Raw genomic sequence first — 24671 nt, 5'->3', positions numbered from 1 at the left:
GGGCGGAACGTGGGGGCCTCCGCGCACGCGGAGGCTCTTTTCGTATGCGCCTGCCGGGTCAGGTCCGCTCGATCGACGAGGCGGTGTCGTCGATCATGCCGACGATGCGGTCCAGCTCCTCGGCCGACACCGGGCGAGCCATGCGGGTCTTCAGCGCCATCTGGAGATTGGCCAGGGCGCGTTCGACCCGCGGGCGGCCCGGCCCGGCGTGGCGGCCGGCGTCCTCCATGCGCGCGAAGAGGGCCTCCACGACGGTCCGGTCCCGGTCCAGCTCGGCGCGGCCTTCGTCGCTGATCTCGTACAGCTTGCGGCCGGTCTCGCCGCCAGCCTGGCGGACGCGGCCCTCGTCCTCCAGCAGCGCCAGTGTCGGATAGATCACCCCCGGCGAAGGACGATAGGCGCCGCCGGTGCGGTCCTCCAGTTCCTTGATCAGCTCGTATCCGTGCCGCGGCTGGGCCTCCAGCAGCGCCAGGATGACGGTGCGCAGGTCGCCGTGGCCGAAGAAGCGCCCGAAGCGTCCGCGCCGCTCGCCATGCCGCTCGCCGCGCCCGCCCCAGCCGTGACGGCCGTGGCGGATGAGATGGTCGTGAAAGAGCTTGTGTCTGTGCATTCGATATCCTTTCGATATGTCTTATTTTCAGATATATCGGAATCGTATCGGCGCGCAAGCAAATTCGATACAGTCGAAATTGGGCGCGTTTGACGGGCCGCGCCGCGGAATAGGTGCTAGAGGGGCGCGTCTGCCCTACGAGGACGCATCCCATGAGTTTCCCGACCGTCCCGTCCAAGGACGCCCTGGAGCGCGGCGAGGTGCTGGCCCCGCGTTTCGACGCCGCCGGCCTGATCGCGGCCGTGGCCACCCATGCCGACACGGGCGAGGTCCTGATGCTGGCCTGGATGAACGCCGAGGCGCTGGAGGCGACGATCCGGACGGGCGAGGCCCACTACTACAGCCGCTCGCGCGGGGAACTCTGGCGCAAGGGCGCCACCAGCGGCCAGGTTCAGGTGGTGGACGAGGTCCGTATCGACTGCGACCAGGACGCCGTGTGGATCAAGGTGCGGCCCCAGGGCGACGGCGGCGCCTGCCACACCGGCGCGCGATCCTGCTTCTACCGTGTCGTGGAGGGCGGCCGGCTGGTGCGGGAATGACCGTCGCCCAGGCGCTGCTGGCGTTCGCCGCCGCTGCCGCCCTGCTCACCCTGACGCCGGGGCTGGACACGGCCCTGGTCCTGCGGACGGCGACCGTCGAGGGCGCCAGGCGCGCGGCGCTGGCCGGACTGGGCGTGGTCGTGGGCTGCCTCGCCTGGGGCGCCGCCGCGGCCCTGGGGCTGGGCGTGCTGCTTGCGGCCTCGGCATTGGCCTTCACGGCGCTGAAATGGGCCGGCGCGGCCTATCTGGTCTGGCTGGGGCTGGGCCTGCTCCTCCGTCCGAGGCGCGCGTTCGAGACGGAGGCGGCCGCGGCCGCGGCGACGACTCCCGGGAGCGGCCTCCTCACCTGCTTTCGGCGCGGTCTCCTTACCAATCTTCTGAACCCGAAGGTCGGCGTCTTCTACGTCTCGTTCCTCCCCCAATTCCTGCCGCAAGGCGCGCCAGCCGGCCCGTTCGTCTTCCTGCTCGCCGGCCTTCACGGCCTCATGGGGCTGGCCTGGTTCGCCCTCCTGATCGCCGCCACCCGACCGCTGTCGCGCATGCTGCGCCGCCCGGCCGTGGTGAGCTGGCTGGACCGGCTGACCGGCGGGGTGTTCCTGGCCTTCGGCCTGCGGCTCGCCCTGGGCCGCCCCTGAACGCACCCCTGAGCGCGCCCCCCGAGCCGCATCAGCAGTTGTCGCTGCGGCAGAAGCCCTGGCGATCGCCCATCTTCGCGATTTCCTCGGCGTCGCGACGCCGGCGCTCCTCCCACTCCTCGGCCGTGGCGCAGATGCGCTTCTTGAAATGCGAGCCGGTCTGGGCCTGGAGCACGCAGACCTTCTTCGGCTCTTCCGGCTTGGCCGCCGCAGCGGTCCCGCCGGCCTTCGCCTCGGCGCTCACCGCCGGCTCGGCCATCAGAGCCGCCGCCAGCAACAGACCTGCCAGCATGGATAGTCCTCCCCAGTCTTCGGCCGTTCCGCCTTTGGCCACAGCCTAGACCGGGGATGCGGGCCTCTCCAAGCCCATGCCGGCGAACCGGTCAGCGACGCCAGTACCCCTGACGCTCGTCCCACCGGCCGTACCGGCCGTTATGGGGATAGCCGCTGAAGCCATAGCCGCACGGATCGTCCCGGCGCGCCATCTGGTTGGCGATCACCCCGCCGGCGACGGCGCCCACAGCCGCGCCCACGGCGTCGTCCCGGGCCACGGCCGCGCCTGCGGCGCCCCCGATGACGGCGCCGGCCGCCGTGGCCGCCGCGCGGTTGCGTTCGTAGTCGCGCTGGCAGGCGTCGGCCCAGCGGGATCCGCCGCCTGTGCTGGCGCAGCCGCCGAGCGCCGCGCCGATGGCGAGGGCTCCGGCCCAGAGGGGGATGTAGCGCATGACGTCCTCCGCTTCCCGTAGTGCAGCCTGGGGAACGCCGCAGCCGCCGCGGGCGTTCCGGCCGCCCGCCGCCCGATCAGGCCGCCGACTGGCCGAGGACGCGCAGCCGCGAACGCCTCGCCACGGTTCCGACGATCACCAGCATCAGCAGCGACGGGACCAGCAGCGACAGGCGGGGCCCGATCTGGTGGGCCAGGACGCCATAGGCCACCGCGCCCAGCGGTCCGCCGCCCATGACCCCCAGAGTGAAGATCGACAGCACCCGGGCGCGGCGGTCGGCCGGCGCGTGTTCCTGGATGAGACCGCGGCTCAGCGTCATGGCCACGCCCCCGCCCAGGCCCCAGACGAGGTTGGCCGCGCAGAGCAGCCACAGCGGCATGGGGATCACGCAGACCAGCAGCACCAGCCCCCCGCTCGCCAGGGCCAGGAGGTAGGCCCGGCCCTTTCGCCGGGGAGGCCGGCGCATGATCACCATGGCCGAGACCATGCTGCCCAGCCAGAAACAGAGGCTGAAGGCTCCGAGCGCGGTGGCGATGGCGGCATTGGCGCGCCCACCGGCCTCGACGGGGAAATAGCTCTGGACAATCAGCGGCAGCAGCACGGCGAAGGCCCCCATGAAGCAGACGCCCATGCCCACGCTGCACAGCATCACGGGCCCGATGACGGGCGAGGCGACCACGGCGGCGAAGCCTTCGCGGATATCCCCGCCGACGACCGCCAGCGGATGTCCGACGCCGGCTGGTCGCGCCGCCATCGGCCGGGGCCGGATCTTCAGCGCCGCCAGGGAGGCCGCGGCCATCATGCCCGCCTGCCCGAAGAGCAAGGCGGCGACGCCCACCAGGGGCGCCACCATCGCCGCCACCATGCCGAGAATCTGGGCCGCGAACTGCGCCAGCGACGCGGCCGCCACGGCCTTCTGCACGTTGCCGGGGTCGGGCGCGACCTGGCTGAGCAGGGAGTCCCGCGCAGGATTGGAGAAGGCGCTGATCGCGCCGACGACCAGCGCGTAGGCGATCACCAGGCCATAGGTGAGCCGCCCGCCGGCCACCAGGCCGCCCAGGGCGGCGAAGGTGACCACGGCCGCCAGGGCGCAGACGACGACGATGCGCCGCGTGTCCGCGCGGTCGGCGAGGAAACCCCCGAGGAGGATGAGGAGTGTCGTCGGCGCCTGGAGCGACATCTGCGCCAGGCCGAAGCGGATCTCGTTCTCCTGGAGCACCACCCGCACCAGGTAGGGAAACAGCACCATCTGCAGGCCGAAGGCCAGGAACCACGCGCCGTGGGCGAACAGGTACGCTGGAAACCGGGTGTCCGCGCCAGGCGCCCCGATGGCGGCCTCCCCGATGATGGGCGCATCCGCCCGGACGGCCTGCGCCGCCTCGTCCCTGCTCGTGACCACCGGCGTCCCCCTTCGCCCCAGCCTGCCTGCCTGAAATGGCGGCGTCGAGGGGGTGCGGCGATCAGAACGGGTGAGAGGGGTTGCGAAGCCGGGCGCGATGAGTCTGGAATGACCCAACGGCTGCGACGCGGGCCAACCGCGCGCCGACCGCAAGACGGAACACCGTCAAAGGTGAAAGCGTCACAGGGCCTTGGGAGGCGACGTGAAAAGGATGAAGGCGTGGGCCGTCACAGCGGCCATGGCGTGTCTCTGGGGCTCGGCGGGCCAAGCGATGCCCCTTCTGGAAGTCTCGAGCGCGCGGGCCGCGTTCCGCATCGACCTGCCGGAGGGATGCGTCCTGCAGGACGGCGCGCAGCAAACGACCTACGCGACGTTCTATGTCGCATGCGACGGACGGGTCTATGCCGGCATCTACGCCGGCGACGCGCCCGATCCGACCATACCCCGAAGCCGGCTCATCGAGACCGACGACAAGTGGCCCAGGAACGTCCAGGTCTGGAGCGAGGTCGTCCCCGGCGATCAGGCCCGCGCCGACGCCATCGCCGCCTCGGTGAAGGTGCGCCGCATGAAGGTGGCGCTGGGCTGACGTCCCGCAGAATCCGGTTCCCTTGCGCCGCGGCAGGGTCTTAGCTTGGGGCAAAAGCTCCAGAATGCGCGCCCTCAGGGAGACTCCGCCATGGCCGACAGCGCCGCCGTCCTCGCTCCACAGGCCGACTCGTCGGCCGACGACGAGGTGCTCTACGATGTCAGCGAGCACGTCGCGACGATCACCCTGAACCGGCCCGAGCGGATGAACACCATCTCCGGGCCGATGCTGCGCCAGCTCGCGCAACTCCTGCTGAAGGCCGATCGCGATCCCGACGTCCGCTGCATCATCCTGACCGGCACAGGCCGCGCGTTCTGCGCCGGCCTCGATCTCAGCCGCGCCACCCAGGGAAGCACGGGGCTGGAGGGCGCCTCGACCTCGACCGACATCGACCTGCGGTCCACGCCGCCGACGGTGCTGTTCAACCTGGGCACGCCCACGATCTGCGCCCTCAACGGGTCGGCCGCGGGATATGGGATGGACACGGCCCTGGGCTGCGACATCCGCATCATGGCCCAGGGCGCCAAGCTGGCGGCGGCCTTCACCAAGCGGGGGATCGTGCCCGAGAGCGGCGGCACCTGGTTGCTCCCCCGGCTGATCGGCTGGTCCAGGGCGGCGGAGATCATCTTCACGGGGCGGACCCTGACCGCGGCCGAGTGCGTGGAGATGGGTCTGGCCTCCCGGGCCGTCCCGGACGCCGAGGTGGGGGCCGCCGCGCGCGCCGTGGCGCTCGAGATCGCGGCCAACGCGCCCCTGGCCGTCCAGGCCTCGAAGCGGTTGATGCGGATGGGTCTGTCGGAAGGCTTCGACGAGCACGTGCATCACGTCTTCCTCCAGCTTCTGCCCCTGCTGCGCACCGAGGACGCGCTGGAAGGGATGAAGGCCTTCATGGAGAAGCGGCCGCCGAAGTTCTCCGGCCGATGAGGCGCCCGTCGCGTCGCGCACCGGATTCCACCGCCCGTCTGCTGGCGGTCTGCCTGGGCGCACTCTGGGCGCTGACGGCCTGCTCCGGCGAAAAGGCCGCGCCCGAATCCACCCCGCCGCCCGCCGCCGCGGTGGCGGCGCCGACCACGCCCGACCTCGCGGCGACACCCCCCGCGAAGCCGGCAGGCGCAGAAGCCATCGACGCCGCCCTGGCTGAGGCCCAGGCCTTCAACGCCAGCACGGTGGCGGATCTGGCCGCCATCGCGCGCGAGGAACAGAGGATCAGGCAGGCAAGCGCCGCCGCCCAGGGCGCGGCCCGGGAGGGTGGGAACGCCGAGCCACGGATCGCCGCGGCCCGCCGCAACGCCGAGGCGGCCCGCTCCGCTCTCGCCACGGCGCATGCCGCCCTGGCCGCCGCCGCCTCGGCCCGGACCGCCGCTCTCGAGGCCGCGTCGTCGCAATGCGCCGCCGCCTCCGGACTGGCCGCCTATGAAGGCTGCGCGGCCCTGACCGCGGAACAGCTCACGCTCACCCGGAATATCGCAGCGCTGGAGGCGCGCCACGCCGCCGCCGACGCGGTCTGGAGCCAGGAACGCCCCCGCCTCGAGGAGGCCGCTGCAGCGGTTGCGCTGGCGGGGCTCCGCTGACGGGCTCCAGCTTCACCGGAGGGCTGGCTTGACCGGCGGGCTGGCTTGATTGGGCGGGCTTGATTGTCGTGAATGCGCCCCCACATGGGGGCTGATCGCTGGCCGCGGGCATCTCCCCCTGCCCTGCCGGCCGACGGGTTGCGGCCCTGGCGCCTTAGATGGCCGCCGGGGCCGCTTTCGTTTCTGATCCTATTCGAGCGTCGGCCTCGCCGGACGGGAGCCCGGCAAGGCCGACGGCGAATTCAGCGCCCGGCCTGCGGGTTGCGACCTTCCTGGTCTTGCTGGCCTTGTTGGCCCTGCTGGGAGCCCGGATTCCGATTGTCCTGATCGCGGTTCTGGCGCTCACGATCCGTCTGCTGCTGCTGCTGGTTGGGCTGCTGCTGCTGGCCCGGATTGTCCTGCTGCTGCGGGCGGCGGGTCTGGTCGTTCTGGTCGATGTTGTTCTGGTTGCCCATCACACGATCCTTCCTTGGCTTTGGCGCGAAGCGTTCAACGATCCGCGCCACTAAGAAGGCTTGGGCGAAGGAAGGGTTCGACTGAGCTATAAGATAATTTTTCCAGCAGCTTAGCTGGAGCGGGGCCTGGTCCGTCAAAGGTCTCCGGCCGGGGAGCGGGCCTCGATCCAGGCGTCCAGCGCCTGGGCCGCCTGGCTGCGGCAGCCGCCCTGGTGGGCCTGGACGATCGCGTCCAGTGTCCGGATCACCGCCGGCTCGGGACAGACGCCCGAGCGCGTACGCGCGACGCGCATGCCGCCCACGGTCTCCTTCGCCGCGGGGGCGACGATCACCTTGAGGATCGCCAGTCGGTCCGCCTCGCCCTGGCTGGCGGCGCGGCGGGGCAGCACCACACCGCCGGGCGCGCCCTTGAAGCGGACCAGATCACCCGACGCGTGCATCAGGGTCAGGGTGTCGCCCGGCGCGAGCGCCACCCGGGCCCCGGCCTCGAAGCCCTGGCCGCGGGAGATCGCGGATGACGACGAAGCGACCACCACATAGTCCCGCGCCGCCGCAGGGGCGCCGACGGCGGCGAGCGCAAGCCCGATGGCCAGGCAGGTCAGGTGTCGGCGCGGCCCCAGCATCGCGCTGAGCATCGCCCGGCGAGCTCTCGCCCGCAACCCCGACACACGCAAAAAGCGAGACAAGACACAACCTTGGGGAGACAACAGTTAACCGCCGGTTAAGCCCTTGCGCCCTATTGTCGCACTTAGAATATCGAGGCAGCGCTATGGTCAGCGTACAGCTGAGAAATTCCGGTCAGGGGCTCTGGACGGCCCTCGCCCTGCCCGTGACGGTTCAGGCGGCGCAGACGCTCGCCGCCGCCGCGAAGACCCTGAACCTGGCGGACCAGGTGCGGATCTCGCCGTCCGCGGGCGCCGCACGGCTGGACATCAGGGTCTAGTCAGGCCTTCAGCCAGATCCTCAGGCCGATCCACATCGAACAGCACCCCGTCGTCGGGCGCAGGTATTCGCGCCAGCCGGTCTCCCAGCCCCCCCAGGATCGCACGGGCCCCGGCGTCGCCGGTCAGGCCAGCGACCGCTCCGAACAACCCGCGGCCGAGCACGACGGGGTTGCCCCGCCGGCCGCCGAATTCGGGCGCCGCGGCGGGCGCGCCAGCGGCCACGGCGCGCGCGAGCGCCTCCAGCACCGCGACCGGCGCGCGGGGCATGTCGCCCAAGAAGACGAAGACCCCCTCCACCTCGGAGCCCAGCGCCGCCACGCCGGCGCGCAGCGACGCCGCCATACCCTCGGCGTGGTCGGCGGCGTGGACGAGGCGCATCGCCGGATCGAACGCCCGGACGCAGGCCTCGACGGCCGCGCGGCCGGCGCCCGTCACCACCACGACCTCGCTGACGGGCGCCGCCCGCGCCGCGGCGAGCGCGCCATGCAGAAGGGGGCGGCCCTCGAAGGCGGCCAGCAGCTTGCCCCCGCCGAACCGCCGTCCCGCGCCCGCCGCCAGCACGACGGCCGCGAACCGCGCCTGCCCGCCCGTCCCCGTGATGCTCACCGCCTCTGTCACGGCGCGCCGTTCCCTCCTATGTTCCGAGCCGGATGACGCCCTACGACGACATCACCGCGCCCGCCAGCGTGCGGCCGGACGCCGGATCTCCTGCCGGCGCCACGCAGCCGCGACGCAACCACGGGCCTCTGGCCGACGGCTTCGGCCGCACGGTGACCTATCTGCGGCTGTCGGTCACCGACCGTTGCGACCTGCGTTGCGTCTACTGCATGGCCGAGCACATGACCTTCCTGCCGAAGGCCGAGGTGCTGACCCTGGAGGAACTGGACCGGATCGCCTCGGCGTTCGTGTCCCTGGGAACGCGCAAGCTGCGGCTGACGGGCGGCGAGCCCCTGGTCCGCAAGGGCATGATGGACCTGGTCCGCAACCTCGCGCGACACCTGCGCACCGGCGCGCTGGACGAACTCACCCTCACCACCAACGGCACGCGGCTGGCCGAGTTCGCGGGCGAACTGGCGGCGGCCGGCGTGCGGCGGATCAACGTCTCGCTCGACACCCTGAAGCCGGACCTGTTCCGGACACTGACGCGCGGCGGCCAGCTTCCCAAGGTGCTGGCCGGGATCGAGGCGGCTCAGGCGGCCGGCCTGGCGGTCAAGATCAACACCGTGGCGCTGAAGGACGACAACGCGGCCGAGCTTCCCGACCTGATCGCCTGGGCCCACGGCCGCGGCTGCGACATGACCCTGATCGAGACCATGCCGATGGGCGAGGTCGAGGCCGACCGCACAGACCAGTACCTTTCGCTGACAACCGTCCGCGCCGGGCTGGAGAGCTTCTGGACCCTGGAGGACATCCCGCTCTCCACCGGCGGGCCGGCGCGGTACGTGCGCATCGCCGAAACCGGCGGGCGCCTCGGCCTCATCACGCCGCTCAGCCACAATTTCTGCGAGACCTGCAACCGCGTGCGCCTGACGTGCACCGGGACGCTGCACACCTGCCTGGGGCAGGAGGACGCCACCGACCTGCGCGCGGTGCTCAGGGCCGGCGGCGGCGACGCCGAGCTGATCGCGGCCATCCGCGGGGGGATCGACGCCAAGCCGAAGGGCCACGACTTCGAGATCGCCCGGCGCGCGCCCGCCGTCGCCCGGCACATGTCCACCACGGGCGGCTGAGGCATGGCCCGCGTCCTGCTGTTCGGCCCCCTCAGAGACCTCGCCGGCTGGCGCGAGCGGCGAATCGAAGCGGCGTCCGTGTCCGCGTTGTGCGCCGTCATCGGCCAGGAGGACGCTGCGCTGGGCGAGGCGCTGGCCGGCAAGGGCGTCCAGGTGGCGGTGGACCAGGCGATCGTGCGCGGCGACGCCGCCCTGGCCGACGCCAGCGAGGTGGCCTTCCTGCCGCCGATGAGCGGGGGGTGAGCCGCCGATGAGCATCCGCCTCACCGACGCGCCCTTCGACCCCGGCGTCCTGCTTTCGGACTTCGTCCGCGGCCGCATCGAGACCGGCGCGGTCGCCACCTTCACCGGCCTCGCCCGCGCGGAGGCCGGCGCCACGACGGTTCTGGAACTGGAAGCCTACCCCGGCTTCACCGAAGCGCAGATCGGCCGGATCGCCGACCAGGCCTGCGAACGCTTCGGCCTTCACGACCTTGCCATCCTCCACCGGGTGGGCCGGATCGCGCCGGGCGAACCCATCGTCTTCGTGGCCACCGCCGCGGGCCATCGCCGCGCCGCCTTCGAGGCCTGCGACTTCCTGATGGACTACCTGAAGTCCCGCGCGCCGTTCTGGAAGAAGGAGCACGGCCCCTCCGGCGAGCGCTGGATCGAACCGACGGCCCAGGACCACGCCGATCGCGAGCGGTGGGGCGGCTGAGATGCGGCGGCGCACGCTCCTGATGGTCCTGGTCGCGTCGGCCTGTCTCGGGGGATGCGGCTTCGTCTACGACCAGAAGATCGATGAAGCCTACAGGCTGGTAGCGGTGGATGTGCTTGAGCAGGCCATGGTCTGTCGCAGCCTGACCGGAGGGAATTGCTCCGGGGACGGGTTGCCCGGTCCCACCGTCTTCGCCGCCGGCGCGGACGATCGCTACCTCGTCATGGCCCGGCATCCCGCAGGATATCCTGCGGGATACGGCGGGATCGATCGGTCGGTCACCGAGTACTTCTACGTCACGCGACATCGTGGAGACCCGCCGGTAGGCGTGGGTGACGTCGTCGGCCCGCTGACCCGATCCGAATTCGAAGCCGAGGCGCAAAGACTCCGGCTGCCGCCCTTCAGCCGACGAATTTCCCGGGTCGAATAGCTTCCGATCCTGCAAAAGGTCTCGTCACCATCACCGCGCCCGCCACGACACCCTGTGGCGACACCCCGCGCCGCTGGGTTATGAGGGATCGGAGGAGCACCAAAGCCATGAACGCCCCCAGCACCCCCTCGGCCTTCGCCCCCGGCGGGAAGATCGACACCGCCAGGACGCTGAAGCCCGTCCGGGTCGCCGTCCTGACCATCTCGGACACCCGTGACGAGGAGAGCGACACTTCCGGCGACCTGCTGGCCAGCCGGGTCGCGGGCGCCGGCCACGAGCTGGTTGCACGCGGCATCGTGAAGGACGACGTCGCGGAGATCCGCGCCCGGGTCCTGACGTGGGTGGACGAAGGCGTGGAGGCCATCGTCACCACCGGCGGCACGGGCATCACCGGCCGTGACGTGACCCCCGAGGCCGTGCGGCCGCTGTTCGACAAGGAGATCGACGGCTTTTCGGTGATCTTCCATCTGGTCAGCTACCAGTCGGTGGGCCTCTCGACGCTCCAGTCGCGGGCGCTGGCGGGGATCGTGAAGGGTTGCTTCGTCTTCTGCCTCCCCGGCTCGAACGGCGCGGTGAAGGACGGGTGGGACAAGGTGATCTCGGCCCAGCTCGACAGCCGCCACGGCCCCTGCAACATGGTCGAGCTGATGCCCCGGCTGATGGAGTCGTGAGCCGGCTCACCCACATCGACGAGACCGGCCGCGCACGCATGGTCGATGTCTCGGACAAGGCGGTCACCACGCGCGAGGCCGTGGCCGAGGGTTTCCTGCGCATGTCGCCCGGGACCCTGGCGCTGGCGCTTTCGGGCGAGGGGAAGAAGGGCGATGTCCGCGCCGTGGCCGAGATCGCCGGCGTCATGGCGGCCAAGCGGACGGCCGACCTGATCCCCATGTGCCATCCCCTGCCCATCGCGAAGGCCGAGGTGCGGGTCGAGGCGGCCGAGGGCGGATTGTCGGTGACGGCGCGCGTGAAGACCACCGGGCGGACCGGCGTCGAGATGGAGGCGCTCACGGCCTGTTCGGTCGCGTGCCTGACGCTCTACGACATGCTGAAGGCGGCGGAAAAGGGCATGGTCATCGAGGCCGTGCGGCTGGTCTCGAAGACCGGCGGCAAGTCGGGCGACTGGGCGCGTTGACGGCGACCTCGACGTTGGGGCTTCCGGCCGTAGCGTTACCATCGGTAAGGCGTTCCTCATGACCGCTCAAGCCAACGCCGCGCCCGAAGGCGCTCCCGAAGGGCCTCTGGCCGATCTCGTCGTCGTCGAACTCGGGACCCTTATCGCGGGCCCGTTCTGCGGTCAGATCCTGGGCGACTTCGGGGCCGAGGTGATCAAGGTCGAAGACCCCCGCGTCGGCGATCCGATGCGCCAGTGGGGCCGCAGCCTGCCCAAGGGCCTGTCGCCGTGGTGGCCCGTGATCGGTCGCAACAAGAAGTCTGTGGGGATCGACCTGCGCAAGCCCGAGGGGCAGGCTCTGGCCCGCAAGCTGATCACGCAGGCCGACGTGCTGATCGAGAACTTCCGGCCGGGCGCGATGGAGAAGTGGGGCCTGTCCTACGAGAGCCTGGCCGCCGAGAATCCGCGCCTGATCATGGCGCGCGTGTCTGGGTTCGGCCAGACCGGCCCCTCCTCCCAGCGCGCCGGCTATGGCCTGATCGGCGAGGCCATGGGCGGCCTGCGCCATGTGACAGGCGAGCCCGACCGGCCGCCGGCGCGGGCCGGCATCTCGATCGGCGACAGCCTGGCGGCCATGCACGCGGTCATGGGGATCACCATGGCGCTGCACGCCCGCGAACGCACGGGCAAGGGCCAGGTGATCGACGCAGCCCTCTACGAGAGCGTCCTGGCGGTGATGGAGAACCTGATCACCGAGTACGACCTCACGGGCTACACCCGCGAGCGATCGGGCTCGGTCCTGCCCGGCATCGCGCCGTCCAACGCCTATCCCTGCAGGAACGGCGAGATGATCCTGATCGGGGGGAACGGCGACAACGTCTACGCCCGGCTGACCGAGGCGATGGGACGGCCCGACCTGAAGACCGATCCCAAGTTCGTCGACCACGCCAGCCGCGGCGCCAACCAGGCCGAGCTGGACGGGATCATCTCGGACTGGACCTCGGGCTGGAGCCTTCCCGAGCTGTTGAAGCTGCTGGAGGACAAGGGCATCCCGGCCAGTCGCGTCTACCGCGCGCCCGACATGCTGGAGGACCCCCAGTTCGCCGCCCGCGACACCATCGTGACCGTGGAGCACGATGTCTTCGGCCCGATCCGCATGCAGAACGCCTTCCCGAAGCTTTCGGGCACGCCGGGCCGGGTGCGCTGGCCGGGACCACCTCTGGGGGCGCACACCGAAGAGGTCCTGGTCGCCCGCGCCGGCTGCGACGCCCAGGCCCTGGCCAGCCTGCGGGCGGCGGGCGTCATCTCAGCCTGACCGGCGCACGGTGGCTCTTCTCCGAACCACGAAAAACACGAAAGGGTGGATCATCCCTCAGCCTCCGCACAAGCGGAGGCGCCGTCATTGCAAACCACGGAAAACACAGAAGGATACGGAATCGCAGCTTCGCCTTTCCGTTTTCTTCTGTGTTTTCCGTGGTTCCTTGAGTTTGGAAGTCGCCGCTTCGCGGCCTCACAGGACACCGCCCCTTTCGTGTCCTTTCGTGTTTTTCGTGGTCTTCTTGAAATAGGATACGTCCGGTCCGCGACCTTTGCCGCGGGCCGAACGTGGAAGTCCGGGTCGCCTGATTCCGGGCGATCTCCCTTGGCCGCCGGTCCGGCCCCCGCGAGTTACGCCCGCGGGCCTTCGTGGAGCAGCGATACGCCTCGCCCGGCCGTTTCAGAAGGCGGCGCCTTGTCCCAGCGCGATCTCGCCGCGCGGCGATGCGACGCGGAACATGGTGAACCCCATCAACGGGACGCCAGGATCTCGGCCACCGCCGAGGCCACCTGGGTGACGTCATAGGGCTTGCGGATGATCGGAGCGTCGAACCCGCCCGGCGCGCCGCCCGTCTCACCGTATCCCGTGGCGAACACGAAGGGGATCTTGCGCTGGCGCAGCACCTCGGCGACCGGGGTCACCGAGCGGCCGTTCAGGTTGGCGTCCAGGACCGCGGCGTCGATCGGCTGGTCCAGCAGCGCCATCGCCTCCTCCAGCTCATAGGCCGGGCCGACCACTTCGGCCCCGGCCTCGGACAGTCCCGTCTCCAGCTCCAGCGCCAGCAGGACGGCGTCCTCCACGATCAGCACCCGAGCGCCCTTCAGGCTGGCGGGGCCGGCGGCGGTGGCCACCGTCTCGGTCACCCGGTTCGCGGCCGGGACATCGGGCACCACCTCGGGCCGGTCGGCCATCGCCTGCGGTCCGGCGTGCAGCCGCACGCGAACGCCCGCGGGGCGGTATTCCACCTCAGCGGCGCCGTTGAGTTCGCGCGGGGTCACCTGCTCCAGCAGGGTGGAACCGAAGCCGCGGCGCGGCGGCGCGCCGACCGGCGGCCCGCCCGTCTCGGTCCAGGTCAGCTCGAAGCCTCCATCCCGCAGCGTGCGCCAGCGCAGGTCGACGTGGCCGGTCTCCACCGAAAGCGCCCCGAACTTCACCGCGTTCGTGGCCAGTTCGTGAAGTGCGAGAGACAGCGCGTTGGCGGCGCGTGGAGTAAGGAACAGCTCGGGACCTTCCCAGCTCGTCTGGCCCGGCGCCAGCGCGCCCAGCTCGGCCGAGGCCAGGTGGTCGATGGCGGCGCCCCGCCAACGAGCCGCGGTAAGCAGTTCGTTGGCCGAGGCCATCGCCTTCAGCCGCCCGTTGAAGTTCGTCAGGAACGCGTCCAGCGAGGTCGTCCGCTTGGCCGTCTGCTGGGCCAGCGCCTGCACGGCGGCCAGGACGTTCTTCACCCGATGGTCCAGCTCGGCCATGAGCTGCTGGCGCTGGTCCTCCTCCAGGTGCTGGGCGGTGACGTCCTCGATGATGCCCAAGATGCGCAGCGCGCGCCCCTCGCCGTCGCGGATCACCCGGCCGGCGGCGCGCATCCAGTGCAGGGCGCCGGTCTCGGGATGGATCATGCGGTAGCGATGCTCGTACACGTCGGCCGCGCGGAGCAGGCGCGCGATGTCCGTGCGCAGCGCCGCCATGTCGTCGGGATGGACGATGCGGCGCAGGCCCTCCCCCCCTTCGCCGGGATATTCGCCGGGCGGCAGGCCGATGATGGCGGACAGCCGCTCGGTGACCCGGACGACATCGTTCTCGATGTCCCAGTCGAATTCACCCAGGCCGGCGATCTGGAGGGCGAGCTCCAGGCGGTCGCGGTCGGAGCTGTGATCCAGCTCGCGCGTCATCATTTCAATAGATAGGCGCTCCCTGCGCTTCGTCCATCTTAATCGTCGCCTTCCCGACTTAGTCCATGAGGCCTTTGCGCCACGCCGGCAGACCTCCTATGTTGCACTGCGCTATCCTAGAGCTCCCATCGGGAGCGTGAATGTTCGGAGACGATACATGCCCCCCAAGGCCGGCCCGGTTACGACCGAAGACGTGGCGACCGCCGCGAACGACACCGCCGCGAAGATCGCCGCCGACGCCCAGAAGGCGATCACCGAAGCCGCCAAGCGGATCGAAGCCACCGTCCAGCAGAGCCTCGAGCAGATCCGCGCGCAGAGCCGGGTGTACGCCGACGTGGCCGGGGAACAGTTCGATGAAGCGGCCCGTGCGGCCAGCGAGCAGATCCGCGCCCGTCCTCTGGCGGCCACCGGCGCCGCCCTCGGCGTGGGCGTGCTGATCGGCATGCTGCTCGCCTCCCGGCGTTGAGCCTCAACCGCATCCTCAGCATCGTCGTGGCCGCCGTCGCGGTGGCTGCGGCGGTGTCCGTGTCCCTGGTGGCGGCCGCCTTCGCGCTCTACGCGCTGGTCGTGCAGTGGCTCGGTCCCGTCGGTGCGGCGGCTCTCGTCGCCGGCGTGTTCGCCCTGATCGCGCTGTTTTCGGCGGCCGTGGCCGTGGGCAAGATACGTCCTCGCCGGGGCGTTCCGCCTCCGCCGCCCTCGCCTGTCGAGAAGATCATGGGCCTCGCGCGCGAGCGTCCGATCCTGGCCACCGGAGCCGCGGTGCTCGCCGGGATCGTCCTGATGCGAAATCCCGCGATAACCACCGCCCTCGTCAGCGCCTTCCTGGCCGGCGGCGGAGCGAAACCACCCTCCCCGCCGAAGCGGCGCTGAAGGCTCGGCCGTGGAACGCCGTGGCCTCTGGCGGCGTTTGCTTTCGCGCAGACATGTCCGCTCTGCGATCGGAGATACGCCATGCTCGGCTGGGCCCTGACCTTCCTCGTGGTCGCCCTGATCGCGGGCCTCCTCGGCTTCACCTCGGTGGCCGGGGCCGCGATGGGGATCGCGAAGATCCTGTTCTTCGTCTTCCTGGTGTTGTTCGTGGTCTCGCTGGTCCTGCACCTCGTGCGCGGCCGCGGGCTGGGCTCAGGCCCGCTCTGACATCGCCCGTTCAGGCGAAGACCGACCTGGGCGCCGTTCCAGCGCCCAGGTCCGAAAGGGCTCGTACGACGAGCCCGTCCAGGCGAGGGCGGTGACCCGCACGGTCCCGTCCTCGACCTCTATGGTGTTGAAGCCAGGCGGGACACCGCGCTCGCGCACCGAAAGCGTCCCCGCCCCGACCGCCCAGGTCCGGCCGTCGCCATGCGGATAGGGCCAGACGAAGGGCGCGTGAATATGCCCCGACAACACCAGGTCGACCCTTGCCTCCGCAAGTCGGGCGGCCGCCTGCTCCCCGCCCCAGACCCGCGCCGTCATCGGTCCGCCGATCATCTCGATCAGAGGGTGATGGACGACCACGATCCGTAGGCGGTCGTCAGGCTGGAACCACCCCGCGGCTTCGTCGGCCTGCCGGGCCGATATCTGGCCCTTGGACCAGTTCAGCCGCGGCTGGGCGCCCCGGGCGGTATTGACCCCCACCACGCCGACGCCACGGGCCCGCCAGGTCTGGAGCCGCGCCGGGCCGACAAAGCGCTCGAACCGCCGGAACGGCGCGAAAATCCGCTCGGCCCAGGCGAGATAGGGGGCGTCATGATTGCCCGGCGTCACCATCCGCGGTCCCGGCAGGGCCGCCAGCCACGCGTCGGCCAGTTCGAACTCGGACACCTCGGCGAAACGGGTCAGGTCGCCGGACACCACGGTCAGATCGAAGCCCCCCGCCCGGACGAGATCTCCCGCCGCCGCCACCGCCGCCGCGTTCTCACCCCCGAAGTGGATGTCGGACAGATGCGCGATCCGGACGATCACCGCTCATCCCTGGGAGGCGGCGCCAGCACGCGGCAGACACGCGGGTCGAAGCTGACCTTGGTCACGGCGGGAAGGGTCACGGTCTCGCCGTCCAGGATGGCCGGGATGGGGTGGGCGGACCGGATCAGCGCCACCTTGCAGCTCCGGCCCTCGACCGCCGGATCGGCCCGCCAGTCGCTGATGAGGGCGTTGAATCCCAGCCGCAGGACCTCGCCTGCGCCGCGGACGTCCAGCGCCGCCGCTTCCAGGGCCGGATCGTCGGCGCGCATCACCTTGGACGCGATGGGGCAGATCAACAGCACCGCCTCGGCCTTGGCCGGAGGGCGATCGTCGAACCGGTAGCGGAGGCGTCCGGTGAAGGCCCGGCGCAGGGCCCGCTTGGCCCGCGCCCAGGCGAGCAGCAGCTTGCGCTCACGCACCGCCTCCCGCGCGGCGGCGAAGCGGGCCGGGGAGCCGAGGATGGCCGCGCAAAGGAAGCGATGACCCTCGATGCAGCCGCCGCCGAGGTCACGTTCCTCCCCTGATTCCAAGGCCGCCCTGAGCGCCTCGGGCCAAGGGACGGCGCCATAGACCGCGTGAGGCAACATGTTCATCGTCCCGCCGGGAAGCGGTGCGATGATCGGCCCGGCGGGGCCGCACAGCTCTGCCGCCGCCCGCACGGTGCCGTCCCCGGCGAGCGTGATCAGGAGGTCTGGCGCCGCGTCTATGCTGGCCTTGAGCTGGTCCATGAGCGCGTCGGGCGCGGGCGCATGCACCTTGGCGTCGACGCCATGCTCGTCGAGCATGCGCGCAATCTGTTCCGGGGCGTCGGGTCCGACGCTTCCGGATGCGACATTGGCCACCACCTCCACCTTGCGGAAACGGCGGGGGGCGGATTGCTCGGAGTCAGTTGGTGGCAGGCGCTTGGGTCCCGTCCCTGGCGGTGGCGTCGCGGAAGGCGTCTTCCGCGTCGGCGGCGACGCCGCGGACCACAGGTTCGGCCCGGTCGGCCGCGACCGCAAGGTTTTGATCCACCACGGCGCCGGCGCCGCCGAAGGAGCCGTTCACCGCGGCCAGGGCCAGGACGGCGAGCCCGATCCCGGCGGCCAGGATCGTCAGCGTCATCAGGATCGGATGCCTGCGACGGCCACGGTGGGCGTCGCGGCGGCCCATTTCATACGCTTCGCGCAACTCGCTGCGCGCCGGGTCGCGATCGGTCAGGGCGGTCACGGCAACCTCCTCGGGTTCGGTCACCGAGGGAACGGCGGCCGCGGGGCTTGGTTCCGCCCGCCCGCTGCGGATGGGACGTTGGCGGGGAACTGGGCTTTGCGCGACGCGTTCTTCGCCGCAGGGGACACCCACAGGAGAGCCATTGGCATGTTGAAGCCACTTATCGCCATGGCGGGCGCCGGCGTCCTCGCCGCCGCCTGCACCACCACCGGGAACACCGAGCGGAGCGCCATGGGCGGCGCCGCCCTGGGCGCTCTGACCGGGGCTGCGATCGGAGCGGTTTCGGGCGACGTGGGCGTCGGGACCGGAGCCGCCGTGGGCGCCGGCGTGGGCGCGGTCGCCGGCGCGGTGAAAGGTTGCCGCGACGACGGCGGCTGCGGCGCGTCCTCGCCCAACCGCCGCCAGTACTACGACGAGCGCGCCGGCCGGTATTACTACTACGATCCGGGCTCGGGCCGTTACTATTGGGAGAACGGCGCGCCCCGCTGACGCGGCGGCGAAGCCGGGTTAGGAAGAGGGCGGTCGTGTCCCGACCGCCCTTTTCATATGCGTTGACCGAGGAGACAGGCGATGGCGCGGATCGTGGGGCTGATGGGGGCGGTGCTGACCACCGCAGGCTTGGCGGCCTGCGCGACCGGGCCTTCGGGGCGGGCGGCGATTGAGACACCGACGGCGACCTGTCGGGAAGTGACCATCCCGATCTATTTCGAGCCCAACGAGGCCGAGGTGACGCCCGAGGGGCGCGGCGTGCTGGCGGCGGAGACCCGGGCCGTCCGGGGATGCCGGATCGAGGGGGTCCGCGTCGTCGGGCTGGCCGATGCGGTGGGGGATCCCGCCGCGAACCTCGAGCTTTCCAAGCGCCGCGCAGCCTCGGTGGCCGAGGCGATCAAGGCCGCCGGCCTGCCGGACGCCGAATTCGAGATGGCCGCCGCCGGGCAGGCGGATTCGATCTCGTCCGACGGCCAGTTGCGCCCCCTGCGCCGCCGCGCCGACGTCACGCTGCGCGTCAGCCCGCCCTGAGCGCGAGATGTCCGGAGCGTTCCGGATGAATCTTGCAGCCCTCGGGTGAAGACAAAGGATCGGGCGGGGTCCTGCGACCCGCCCCCCGGTGAGGACAGAAAGATTGGGCGGGTCTTTCGACCCGCCCGCCGGGGGAAGAAGAAAGATTGGGCGGGTCTTTCGACCCGCCCAGGTGTGCATCATCGAGAAAAGGGGGTGCGGAGACGGCAGACCGGCGTGCTCGCCGGCCTCAAGTCGGGGGGGGCGTCGCCGCCTCCGCACGGAATGAAACGTGGGGAACGCCTCCGTGTTCCGCTCCCTTCGGACTTTTTTCGCGACGCCTCCTGCAAACGGACTGGGCGGCCCCGCCACAGGAACGGCGGCGGCGGCGGCGCGTTCTCCCTCGCCGAGACCGCGCAGTCGCAGGAGAGCCCGATGACCTACTCGTCCCGAGAGCCGGAGCACACGATCCTCAACGCCACCCGCGCCCGCCAGGGTCGTTGGGGCCGACCTGTCTTCTGGGTGCTGGTGTTCGGCACCCTGCTGGCCGCCCTGGGGCTGTTCGCCGCCTGGACGTGGAAGGCGCCCGATCTCGCGGCCACCGAGCCGACGGCGGCCGAGCGCAAGGCCGCCGCGAGCACCTTCCAGGCGCCCCAGCCTCCGCCGCCGGACCCCAACTGACCCGGCCTGGCCGGGATACAAGGCCGCCCCGAGAAAAGGTCGTGGGACCTGAGACGAGGCCATGAAGAATGGGCGCCTCCCATCGGAAGGCGCCCCTTTCGTGCCCGGACCCTGTCTGATTGCTCGAGCGGGCGTCCGACCGCCGTCAGGCGGCCTTCTGCTTGGTGTTGCGCGGGTGGAAGAACAGCGCCTGGCCGATGGCGGCCTTCACCGTCTCGGGCTGGAACGGCTTGGTGATCAGGAACGTCGGCTCGGGCCGCTCCCCGGTCAGCAGGCGTTCGGGGAAGGCGGTGATGAAGATCACCGGCACGTCGAAACGTTGGAGGATGTCCTTCACCGCGTCGATCCCCGAGGAGCCGTCCGCGAGCTGGATGTCGGCCAGCACCAGGCCGGGGGACTTCCGCGCGACCGCATCGACCGCCTCGGTCCGGGTCGCGGCGATGTCGACGACGGTATGGCCCAGTTCGGTCACCAGCGCTTCGATATCGGCCGCAATCACCGGCTCGTCCTCGATGATCAGGACGTCCGTGGCCAGTTCGGCGTCGATTTCGGCCTGGGCCTCGGCGATCAGCCGCTCGACCTCCGGGAAGTCCGCGCCCAGAATCTGCGCCGTTTCGCTGGGCGTGAAGCCCTCGAGCGCGGTCAGGAGGAACGCCTGCCGCGACCGCGGCGCGATCCGCATCAGGCGCCGGGTGGCGTCGTCGGCCCCGCCATCGTCGGTCGGCCCTTCGAGCTGGGCCCCCGAAGTCCCCCAGATGGCGTGGAACACGTGATAGAGGGCGACACGCGGCGTCATCGCATCGGAGAGCGTCTGTTCGCCCGCCGCCAGCGCCTCGAGGGCCACGCGGACATAGTGATCGCCTGTGGACTGGTCCCCGGTCAGCGCGCGCGCATAGCGGCGCACGTAGGGCAGGTGAGGCGCCAGTCGGGCTAGAAGGCTCAAGGGTTCCCCCTCCATGATTGCTTCGGTCCGGCCTGCGCCGGCGCAGGACGATGCGTCCCGCCGAGCGGGACTATGATGCTCCGAAAACGCGGCCTCAGGGAACCGGTTCCCTTATGGCCAAGTTTTCATCATCCTCCGGCGCGATGATGGGGAACCCGACCGGGGGGACATGCGTTGAGCGGCGAAGAAGACCACGAGAGGGGGCGATCTCCGCGACAGCGGACAGCCGAAGACATGATCGAGCAACGACCTTCCCCTGAGCGTCGCAGGGCGTCCGCCGCTGTCGATGAAGCCCGCCTGCGGCAGCAGGCCATCGGCGTGCGCCTGCGCGAGCTGTTCGACGAGGTCGTGAACGAACAGGTCCCTGACGAGTTCCTCGAGATCCTGCGGCGCGCAGACAGCCGCGGCTCGGAGAAGGCCTGATGGGCGCCTCCGAGAAAGTCCGCCCTCAACGCACCGCCGCGGAGGACGCCGCGTTCAAGGGCGAGCTGGTCCAGCTGATCCCGCATCTCCGGGCCTTCGCCCGCACACTGTGCGGCGACGCCACGGCCGCCGACGACCTTGCCCAGGATGCGATGATGAAGGCGTGGGATGCGCGCGCCAGCTTCCAGATGGGCACGAACATGAAGGCGTGGACCTTCATGATCCTGCGCAATCAGTTCTACTCCGAGAAGCGCCGCTCCTGGCGTCAGAGCCAGCTCGACCAGGAGGCCGCCGAACGCACGCTGGTGGCGGTCGACGACCCGGAAGCTCCGGTCGCCCTCGACGAGCTTCGCCTGGGCCTCGCCATGCTGCCGGCCGAACAGCGCGAAGCGCTCATCCTGGTCGGCGCGGGCGGCTTCGCCTATGAGGAGGCCGCCGAGATCTGCGGATGCGCGGTCGGCACGGTGAAGAGCCGGGTCAGCCGGGCGCGCCGCGCCCTTCAGGCCATCCTGGAGGCGGGCGCCTATGATCGCGATGGCGCCGCCGCCGGCGAGGCGATGAGCTCGATCCTGGCCCACGCGGAGCGCCTCAGCGCCTCGCGATAGGGAGGCGCGTGGGTGTACGGTTTGGACCGCCTGTCGCTGAGCACGATCCGGGTCCGCCTGATCGCGGCGCTCGCGGCCGCCCTGCTGCCCGTGCTCATCCTGGGCGCCTTGCAATCGGCGATCGGATTCCAGCGCGAGGGACAGGCCCTCCGCCAGAATCTGGGCTTCGCGGCCGAGCGCAGCGCCGCCACGGCGCGGGCGCGCATGGAATCCGCTGACGTTCTCCTCCAGACGCTCGCGCCCGGGGCGGTGGGGTTCCAGTGCGCCCAGCGGCTCGCCGACGTGAAGGAACGGATTCCGGGCTATCTGAACCTCGTGCGCTTCGATCGCCTGGGCCGGGTGGTCTGCGCCGCGGGCGGGGTGCCCGCCGATCCCCAGCGCGAAGCCCGGTCGTGGTTCCGGGAACTGGTCAGCGGACGCGAGTTCGTGATCACGCGCGATCCGGGCTCCAGCTATGCCGACGAGCCGGCGGTGCTCACGGCCGCGCGCGCCACCCGGTATGATGGGGCGTTCGACGGCGCCTTCGCCGCCGTGGTCGCGCTTTCCAGCCTCCAACCGCAGGTCACCGATCCGTCGCTGCCCCGGGGCGCCGAGGTCGGGCTGGTGGAGAAGACCGGTCGCTACATCTCCACCACCGACGTCCACGCCTTCCCGCGGTTGCCGGCCGACTGGCGGGCCAAGGTCGACGCCGCCGGCGCCCTGGTGTGGTACGGCCGCGACGGCCGCGATCGCCGGCGGGTCTACTCCGCGGCGCCGGTCATCGGTGACGAGGTCTATGTGGTGCTGTCGGCCCAGTCGCCTGGCCTCCTGTCATGGGCGCGGATCAACCCCCTCACCAGCATCTTCTTCCCGTTGCTGACCTTCGTCCTCGCCCTGGTCGCCGTATCGCTGGTGACCGATCGGGTGGTCGTGCGGTGGATCGCCTACCTCCAGCGCATCGCGGCGCTCTATGCGCGGGGGCGGCTCAGCGTCCGCCCCGTTCAGGCCGAGCAGATGCCGCCCGAGATCCGCGAACTGGCCGAGACCCTCGAGGACATGGCCGACGCCATCGTGGCGCGCGACGCCTCGTTGCGCGACAGCCTGGCCCAGAAGGACGCGCTGATGCGCGAGATCCACCACCGGGTGAAGAACAACCTCCAGGTCATATCCAGCCTGCTCAGCATGCAGCAGCGGGCGCTGACCGATCCCGCGGCCCGCTCGGCCATGAGCGACACCCGCCAACGCATCACCGCGCTCGCCCTCATCTACCGCGCCCTCTATCAGGGCCCCGACCTGAAGCGTGTGGACCTGCGGCCCTTCCTGGAGGAGCTGACGGCCCAGCTCGTCAATGGCGAACTGGCCCACGGGCTGGCGGTGCGCACCGAACTCCGCGTCGAGCCGTTGGTCATCGACCCCGACCGCCTGGCGCCTCTGGCCCTGTTCGCCGTCGAGGCCATCACCAACGCCCAGAAGCACGCCTTCGCCCAGCGGGGCGGCACCCTGAAGCTGGAGTTCTTCGTCCGCGGGGACGAGGCGATCCTCGAGATCTGTGACGACGGCGAGGCGCCCGACGACGCCCTCGTGGCGTCAGGCGTGGGCCGCACCCTGATGACCGCCTTCGCCCGCCAGCTCCGCGGCCGCGCCGAGCTTGTGCGCAACAGCGAGGGCGGGGTCACCGCACGGCTGATCTTTCCCACCCCCACGGCCGATCGCCCGGCCGCCGCGCGGGGGAACCAGGCCGCGGCATGACGCGTTGCGGCGGGGCGATATTCCAACCCCGGAGATGAACCCGATGCGTAAGGTCTTTCTGATGGCCGTCCTCGCCGCCGGCCTGGCGGTTTCGGCCTGCAACACCGTGTCCGGCGCCGGCCAGGACATCAAGTCCGCCGGTGAGGCCGTGACCACCACGGCCGAAGACGCCAAGAACTGACGTCGGCGTCACGATGATCGGAAGGGCCCGGCGCAAGCCGGGCCTTTTCTGTATCGGCCCGCCTGTATCAGCCCGCGCGTCAGGCGGCGTAGAGGCCGATGTCCGGGACCACGGGCGCGAGGTCCCCGGCTTGCGCCTCCCCCAAGCCGAGCAGAAGCCGGCCCCCGGGCGCCAGGACCACCCGCAGGTGATCGCGCACCCGCCCCAGGGCTTCGGGCGCGAACTGGGGGAACATGTTGCGGCAGAGCACGAGGTCAAAGGGCCCCACCCGGCTCAGGTCGTCCATGAGGTTCACCCGCCGCCAACGCACCATCTGGCGGATGCGGGGCGAGAGCCCGAAGAACTCGCCTCGGCGCTCGAAGAACCGCACCAGCATCCGCGCAGGCAGGCCGCGCTGCACCTCGAACTGCGAGTAGAGGCCTGATTGCGCCTTCTCCAGGCTGCGCTCCGACAGGTCCGAGGCGTAGAGTTCGCACACCTTCGCCAGATCCGGGCGGTCGGCCAGCATCATGGCCAGCGAATACACCTCCTGACCTGTCCCACAGGCGGCGCTCCAGATCCGCACCGGCTGGCCCGCGCGGCGGCGCGCCAGGTCGGGGATCACCTCGTCGACGAGGCGCTGGAACACGGCGCGGTCGCGGAAGAATTCGCCTTCGGGCACGATCATGGCCTCGACCGCCGCCCAGGCGGCCCGATCGCCCGCCCCTTCCCGCAGCGCTTCGATGAACACCTCGGGCGTGGCGTAGCCTTCGCGCCGTGCGACGGGGCCCAGCCGGCTCTCGATCAGGTACGTCTTGCCGGTGTCGATCTTCAGGCCCGCCCGCGCCTGGCAGAGCGCAGCGAGGTAGGCGCAGTCCTCGGGCGGTATCATGCGACCAGCCCCAGGTAGTCCAGCTTGCCGGCCACGATGGAGCCGTCGAACGGCTTCATGATGTATTCGTCGGCGCCCGCATCCAGAGCCTCCCGGATGCGCCCGATCTCGTTCACGGCCGTGCAGAACACCACCTTCGGCTGGTCGCCGCGCGGCTCTGCGCGCAGGCGGCGCAGGAACGTGAGGCCGTCCATGGCCGGCATTTCCCAGTCCAGCAGGATCAGGTCGGGCGTCACGGCGCTGCACCAGGCCATGGCCTCCACGCCGTCGGCCGCCTCCGCCACCTCGAAACCGAGGTCTTCGAGGATGCGACGCGAGACCTTGCGGATCACGCGGCTGTCGTCGACGACGAGGCAGGTCTTCAAGGCGAGGGCGCGCTCCCAGCGAGAGGGCCCGTTGTCGCGCACCGCTGGTTAACGGCGGGCTGACGCTGCGCGAATCAGGCTGCCCC

37 protein-coding genes are annotated in these 24671 nt (G+C 70.9%); 24 read left to right on the top strand and 13 right to left on the bottom strand.

Annotated features, from left to right (window positions below):
* Positions 1 to 58: 58 nt before the first annotated feature.
* Positions 59 to 610, bottom strand: coding sequence for a PadR family transcriptional regulator (locus tag WG212_RS09435; RefSeq protein WP_337186838.1), 552 nt, complete (start codon positions 608 to 610; stop codon positions 59 to 61).
* A 152-nt stretch (positions 611 to 762) separates the two neighbouring features.
* Between WG212_RS09435 and hisI the strand changes: the two genes are divergently transcribed.
* Together hisI and WG212_RS09425 are read left to right on the top strand one after the other, a co-directional pair.
* The gene (gene hisI / locus WG212_RS09430) at positions 763 to 1149 is read left to right on the top strand and encodes a phosphoribosyl-AMP cyclohydrolase (RefSeq protein ID WP_337186837.1); all 387 of its coding nucleotides are present in this window, start codon (positions 763 to 765) and stop codon (positions 1147 to 1149) included.
* Positions 1146 to 1784, top strand: a complete 639-nt coding sequence (locus tag WG212_RS09425; protein ID WP_337186836.1) for a LysE family translocator — start codon at positions 1146 to 1148, stop codon at positions 1782 to 1784. Before hisI ends, WG212_RS09425 begins: the two co-directional genes overlap by 4 nt.
* 31 nt (positions 1785 to 1815) lie before the next feature.
* Here WG212_RS09425 and WG212_RS09420 read toward each other — a convergent pair whose 3' ends face one another.
* The 3 genes from WG212_RS09420 to WG212_RS09410 form a co-directional block, all read right to left on the bottom strand.
* On the bottom strand, positions 1816 to 2076 hold the full coding sequence (locus WG212_RS09420) for a hypothetical protein (protein WP_337186835.1): 261 nt from the start codon (positions 2074 to 2076) through the stop codon (positions 1816 to 1818).
* Between the two features lie 91 nt (positions 2077 to 2167).
* Positions 2168 to 2509: a glycine zipper 2TM domain-containing protein gene (locus WG212_RS09415; RefSeq protein ID WP_337186834.1), complete on the bottom strand. Its 342-nt coding sequence runs from the start codon at positions 2507 to 2509 to the stop codon at positions 2168 to 2170.
* A 76-nt stretch (positions 2510 to 2585) separates the two neighbouring features.
* A complete protein-coding gene (locus WG212_RS09410) occupies positions 2586 to 3908 on the bottom strand; it encodes an MFS transporter (protein WP_337186833.1) in 1323 nt (440 codons plus the stop codon).
* A 271-nt stretch (positions 3909 to 4179) separates the two neighbouring features.
* Between WG212_RS09410 and WG212_RS09405 the strand changes: the two genes are divergently transcribed.
* The 4 genes from WG212_RS09405 (at position 4180) to WG212_RS09390 (ending at position 6574) form a co-directional block, all read left to right on the top strand.
* The gene (locus WG212_RS09405; RefSeq protein ID WP_337186832.1) at positions 4180 to 4494 is read left to right on the top strand and encodes a hypothetical protein; all 315 of its coding nucleotides are present in this window, start codon (positions 4180 to 4182) and stop codon (positions 4492 to 4494) included.
* Between the two features lie 90 nt (positions 4495 to 4584).
* A complete protein-coding gene (locus WG212_RS09400; RefSeq protein ID WP_337186831.1) occupies positions 4585 to 5418 on the top strand; it encodes an enoyl-CoA hydratase-related protein in 834 nt (277 codons plus the stop codon).
* Complete coding sequence (locus WG212_RS09395; protein ID WP_337186830.1) at positions 5415 to 6065, top strand: hypothetical protein; 651 nt, start codon at positions 5415 to 5417, stop codon at positions 6063 to 6065. The genes WG212_RS09400 and WG212_RS09395 overlap by 4 nt, the downstream gene beginning before the upstream one ends.
* A 158-nt stretch (positions 6066 to 6223) precedes the next feature.
* Entirely contained in the window at positions 6224 to 6574 is a 351-nt protein-coding gene (locus WG212_RS09390; protein ID WP_337186829.1) for a hypothetical protein, read from the top strand.
* A gap of 80 nt (positions 6575 to 6654) precedes the next feature.
* Here the strand turns inward: WG212_RS09390 and WG212_RS09385 are convergent, their stop codons facing one another.
* The gene (locus WG212_RS09385) at positions 6655 to 7155 is read right to left on the bottom strand and encodes a hypothetical protein (RefSeq protein ID WP_337186828.1); all 501 of its coding nucleotides are present in this window, start codon (positions 7153 to 7155) and stop codon (positions 6655 to 6657) included.
* Between the two features lie 134 nt (positions 7156 to 7289).
* Here WG212_RS09385 and WG212_RS09380 point away from each other — a divergent pair, with 134 nt between their 5' ends.
* Complete coding sequence (locus tag WG212_RS09380; RefSeq protein ID WP_337186827.1) at positions 7290 to 7463, top strand: hypothetical protein; 174 nt, start codon at positions 7290 to 7292, stop codon at positions 7461 to 7463.
* Here the strand turns inward: WG212_RS09380 and WG212_RS09375 are convergent.
* Entirely contained in the window at positions 7453 to 8082 is a 630-nt protein-coding gene (locus WG212_RS09375; protein ID WP_337186826.1) for an NTP transferase domain-containing protein, read from the bottom strand. The two genes, WG212_RS09380 and WG212_RS09375, sit on opposite strands and share 11 nt — an antisense overlap.
* A gap of 32 nt (positions 8083 to 8114) precedes the next feature.
* Here WG212_RS09375 and moaA point away from each other — a divergent pair, with 32 nt between their 5' ends.
* The 7 genes from moaA (at position 8115) to WG212_RS09340 (ending at position 12750) form a co-directional block, all read left to right on the top strand.
* Positions 8115 to 9194, top strand: a complete 1080-nt coding sequence (gene moaA / locus WG212_RS09370; RefSeq protein ID WP_337186825.1) for a GTP 3',8-cyclase MoaA — start codon at positions 8115 to 8117, stop codon at positions 9192 to 9194.
* 3 nt (positions 9195 to 9197) lie between these two features.
* A complete protein-coding gene (locus WG212_RS09365) occupies positions 9198 to 9437 on the top strand; it encodes a MoaD/ThiS family protein (RefSeq protein WP_337186824.1) in 240 nt (79 codons plus the stop codon).
* Positions 9438 to 9444: 7 nt separating this feature from the next.
* Positions 9445 to 9891 carry a molybdenum cofactor biosynthesis protein MoaE gene (locus tag WG212_RS09360; protein ID WP_337186823.1) on the top strand — a complete coding sequence of 149 codons (447 nt, stop codon included), beginning with the start codon at positions 9445 to 9447 and terminating at the stop codon, positions 9889 to 9891.
* A gap of 1 nt (position 9892) precedes the next feature.
* Positions 9893 to 10321 (top strand): hypothetical protein, encoded by a 429-nt coding sequence (locus WG212_RS09355; protein WP_337186822.1) that lies wholly within the window; start codon positions 9893 to 9895, stop codon positions 10319 to 10321.
* Between the two features lie 107 nt (positions 10322 to 10428).
* The gene (gene moaB, locus WG212_RS09350) at positions 10429 to 10992 is read left to right on the top strand and encodes a molybdenum cofactor biosynthesis protein B (protein ID WP_337186821.1); all 564 of its coding nucleotides are present in this window, start codon (positions 10429 to 10431) and stop codon (positions 10990 to 10992) included.
* A complete protein-coding gene (moaC, locus tag WG212_RS09345; protein ID WP_337186820.1) occupies positions 10989 to 11456 on the top strand; it encodes a cyclic pyranopterin monophosphate synthase MoaC in 468 nt (155 codons plus the stop codon). The genes moaB and moaC overlap by 4 nt, the downstream gene beginning before the upstream one ends.
* 58 nt (positions 11457 to 11514) lie before the next feature.
* Entirely contained in the window at positions 11515 to 12750 is a 1236-nt protein-coding gene (locus WG212_RS09340) for a CoA transferase (RefSeq protein WP_337186819.1), read from the top strand.
* A gap of 473 nt (positions 12751 to 13223) precedes the next feature.
* Here the strand turns inward: WG212_RS09340 and WG212_RS09335 are convergent, their stop codons facing one another.
* Positions 13224 to 14642: an HWE histidine kinase domain-containing protein gene (locus WG212_RS09335; RefSeq protein WP_337186818.1), complete on the bottom strand. Its 1419-nt coding sequence runs from the start codon at positions 14640 to 14642 to the stop codon at positions 13224 to 13226.
* A gap of 154 nt (positions 14643 to 14796) precedes the next feature.
* Here WG212_RS09335 and WG212_RS09330 point away from each other — a divergent pair, with 154 nt between their 5' ends.
* From WG212_RS09330 to WG212_RS09320, 3 genes are all read left to right on the top strand, one after another.
* Entirely contained in the window at positions 14797 to 15105 is a 309-nt protein-coding gene (locus tag WG212_RS09330; RefSeq protein ID WP_293380571.1) for a hypothetical protein, read from the top strand.
* Positions 15102 to 15509: a hypothetical protein gene (locus tag WG212_RS09325; protein ID WP_337186817.1), complete on the top strand. Its 408-nt coding sequence runs from the start codon at positions 15102 to 15104 to the stop codon at positions 15507 to 15509. The genes WG212_RS09330 and WG212_RS09325 overlap by 4 nt, the downstream gene beginning before the upstream one ends.
* A gap of 81 nt (positions 15510 to 15590) precedes the next feature.
* Positions 15591 to 15776, top strand: coding sequence for a DUF1328 domain-containing protein (locus WG212_RS09320; RefSeq protein WP_293380577.1), 186 nt, complete (start codon positions 15591 to 15593; stop codon positions 15774 to 15776).
* Here the strand turns inward: WG212_RS09320 and WG212_RS09315 are convergent.
* The 3 genes from WG212_RS09315 to WG212_RS09305 are packed head-to-tail and all read right to left on the bottom strand — an operon-like array spanning position 15762 to position 17789.
* Positions 15762 to 16580 (bottom strand): metallophosphoesterase, encoded by an 819-nt coding sequence (locus tag WG212_RS09315; protein ID WP_337186816.1) that lies wholly within the window; start codon positions 16578 to 16580, stop codon positions 15762 to 15764. The genes WG212_RS09320 and WG212_RS09315 overlap by 15 nt on opposite strands.
* Positions 16577 to 17422, bottom strand: coding sequence for a diacylglycerol kinase family protein (locus WG212_RS09310; protein ID WP_337186815.1), 846 nt, complete (start codon positions 17420 to 17422; stop codon positions 16577 to 16579). The genes WG212_RS09315 and WG212_RS09310 overlap by 4 nt, the downstream gene beginning before the upstream one ends.
* A gap of 43 nt (positions 17423 to 17465) precedes the next feature.
* A complete protein-coding gene (locus WG212_RS09305) occupies positions 17466 to 17789 on the bottom strand; it encodes a hypothetical protein (protein WP_337186814.1) in 324 nt (107 codons plus the stop codon).
* Positions 17790 to 17936: 147 nt separating this feature from the next.
* Between WG212_RS09305 and WG212_RS09300 the strand changes: the two genes are divergently transcribed.
* From WG212_RS09300 to WG212_RS09290, 3 genes are all read left to right on the top strand, one after another.
* Positions 17937 to 18278, top strand: coding sequence for a YMGG-like glycine zipper-containing protein (locus tag WG212_RS09300; protein WP_293380589.1), 342 nt, complete (start codon positions 17937 to 17939; stop codon positions 18276 to 18278).
* Between the two features lie 81 nt (positions 18279 to 18359).
* Positions 18360 to 18809: an OmpA family protein gene (locus WG212_RS09295; protein WP_337186813.1), complete on the top strand. Its 450-nt coding sequence runs from the start codon at positions 18360 to 18362 to the stop codon at positions 18807 to 18809.
* A 414-nt stretch (positions 18810 to 19223) separates the two neighbouring features.
* Positions 19224 to 19469 carry a hypothetical protein gene (locus WG212_RS09290; protein ID WP_337186812.1) on the top strand — a complete coding sequence of 82 codons (246 nt, stop codon included), beginning with the start codon at positions 19224 to 19226 and terminating at the stop codon, positions 19467 to 19469.
* A gap of 145 nt (positions 19470 to 19614) precedes the next feature.
* Here WG212_RS09290 and WG212_RS09285 read toward each other — a convergent pair whose 3' ends face one another.
* Positions 19615 to 20412 (bottom strand): response regulator, encoded by a 798-nt coding sequence (locus tag WG212_RS09285; RefSeq protein WP_337186811.1) that lies wholly within the window; start codon positions 20410 to 20412, stop codon positions 19615 to 19617.
* Positions 20413 to 20646: 234 nt separating this feature from the next.
* Between WG212_RS09285 and WG212_RS09280 the strand changes: the two genes are divergently transcribed.
* Genes WG212_RS09280 through WG212_RS09265 form a run of 4 tightly spaced genes read left to right on the top strand, consistent with a single transcriptional unit; the run spans position 20647 to position 23349 of the window.
* Complete coding sequence (locus WG212_RS09280; protein ID WP_293380602.1) at positions 20647 to 20835, top strand: NepR family anti-sigma factor; 189 nt, start codon at positions 20647 to 20649, stop codon at positions 20833 to 20835.
* On the top strand, positions 20835 to 21440 hold the full coding sequence (locus WG212_RS09275) for a sigma-70 family RNA polymerase sigma factor (protein ID WP_337186810.1): 606 nt from the start codon (positions 20835 to 20837) through the stop codon (positions 21438 to 21440). Before WG212_RS09280 ends, WG212_RS09275 begins: the two co-directional genes overlap by 1 nt.
* A gap of 12 nt (positions 21441 to 21452) precedes the next feature.
* Positions 21453 to 23168 carry a sensor histidine kinase gene (locus tag WG212_RS09270; protein ID WP_337186809.1) on the top strand — a complete coding sequence of 572 codons (1716 nt, stop codon included), beginning with the start codon at positions 21453 to 21455 and terminating at the stop codon, positions 23166 to 23168.
* A gap of 43 nt (positions 23169 to 23211) precedes the next feature.
* Positions 23212 to 23349 carry an entericidin A/B family lipoprotein gene (locus WG212_RS09265; protein WP_293380611.1) on the top strand — a complete coding sequence of 46 codons (138 nt, stop codon included), beginning with the start codon at positions 23212 to 23214 and terminating at the stop codon, positions 23347 to 23349.
* Between the two features lie 79 nt (positions 23350 to 23428).
* On the opposite strand, the gene WG212_RS09260 is transcribed toward WG212_RS09265, so the two are convergent.
* Positions 23429 to 24220, bottom strand: a complete 792-nt coding sequence (locus tag WG212_RS09260) for a protein-glutamate O-methyltransferase CheR (RefSeq protein WP_337186808.1) — start codon at positions 24218 to 24220, stop codon at positions 23429 to 23431.
* Positions 24217 to 24585, bottom strand: coding sequence for a response regulator (locus tag WG212_RS09255; protein ID WP_337186807.1), 369 nt, complete (start codon positions 24583 to 24585; stop codon positions 24217 to 24219). Before WG212_RS09255 ends, WG212_RS09260 begins: the two co-directional genes overlap by 4 nt.
* Positions 24586 to 24671 lie beyond the last annotated feature (86 nt).

The sequence above is a fragment of the Phenylobacterium sp. genome (genome assembly GCF_037189685.1).
GTDB lineage: Bacteria > Pseudomonadota > Alphaproteobacteria > Caulobacterales > Caulobacteraceae > Phenylobacterium.
This window is presented reverse-complemented; position numbering and strand designations above follow the sequence as displayed.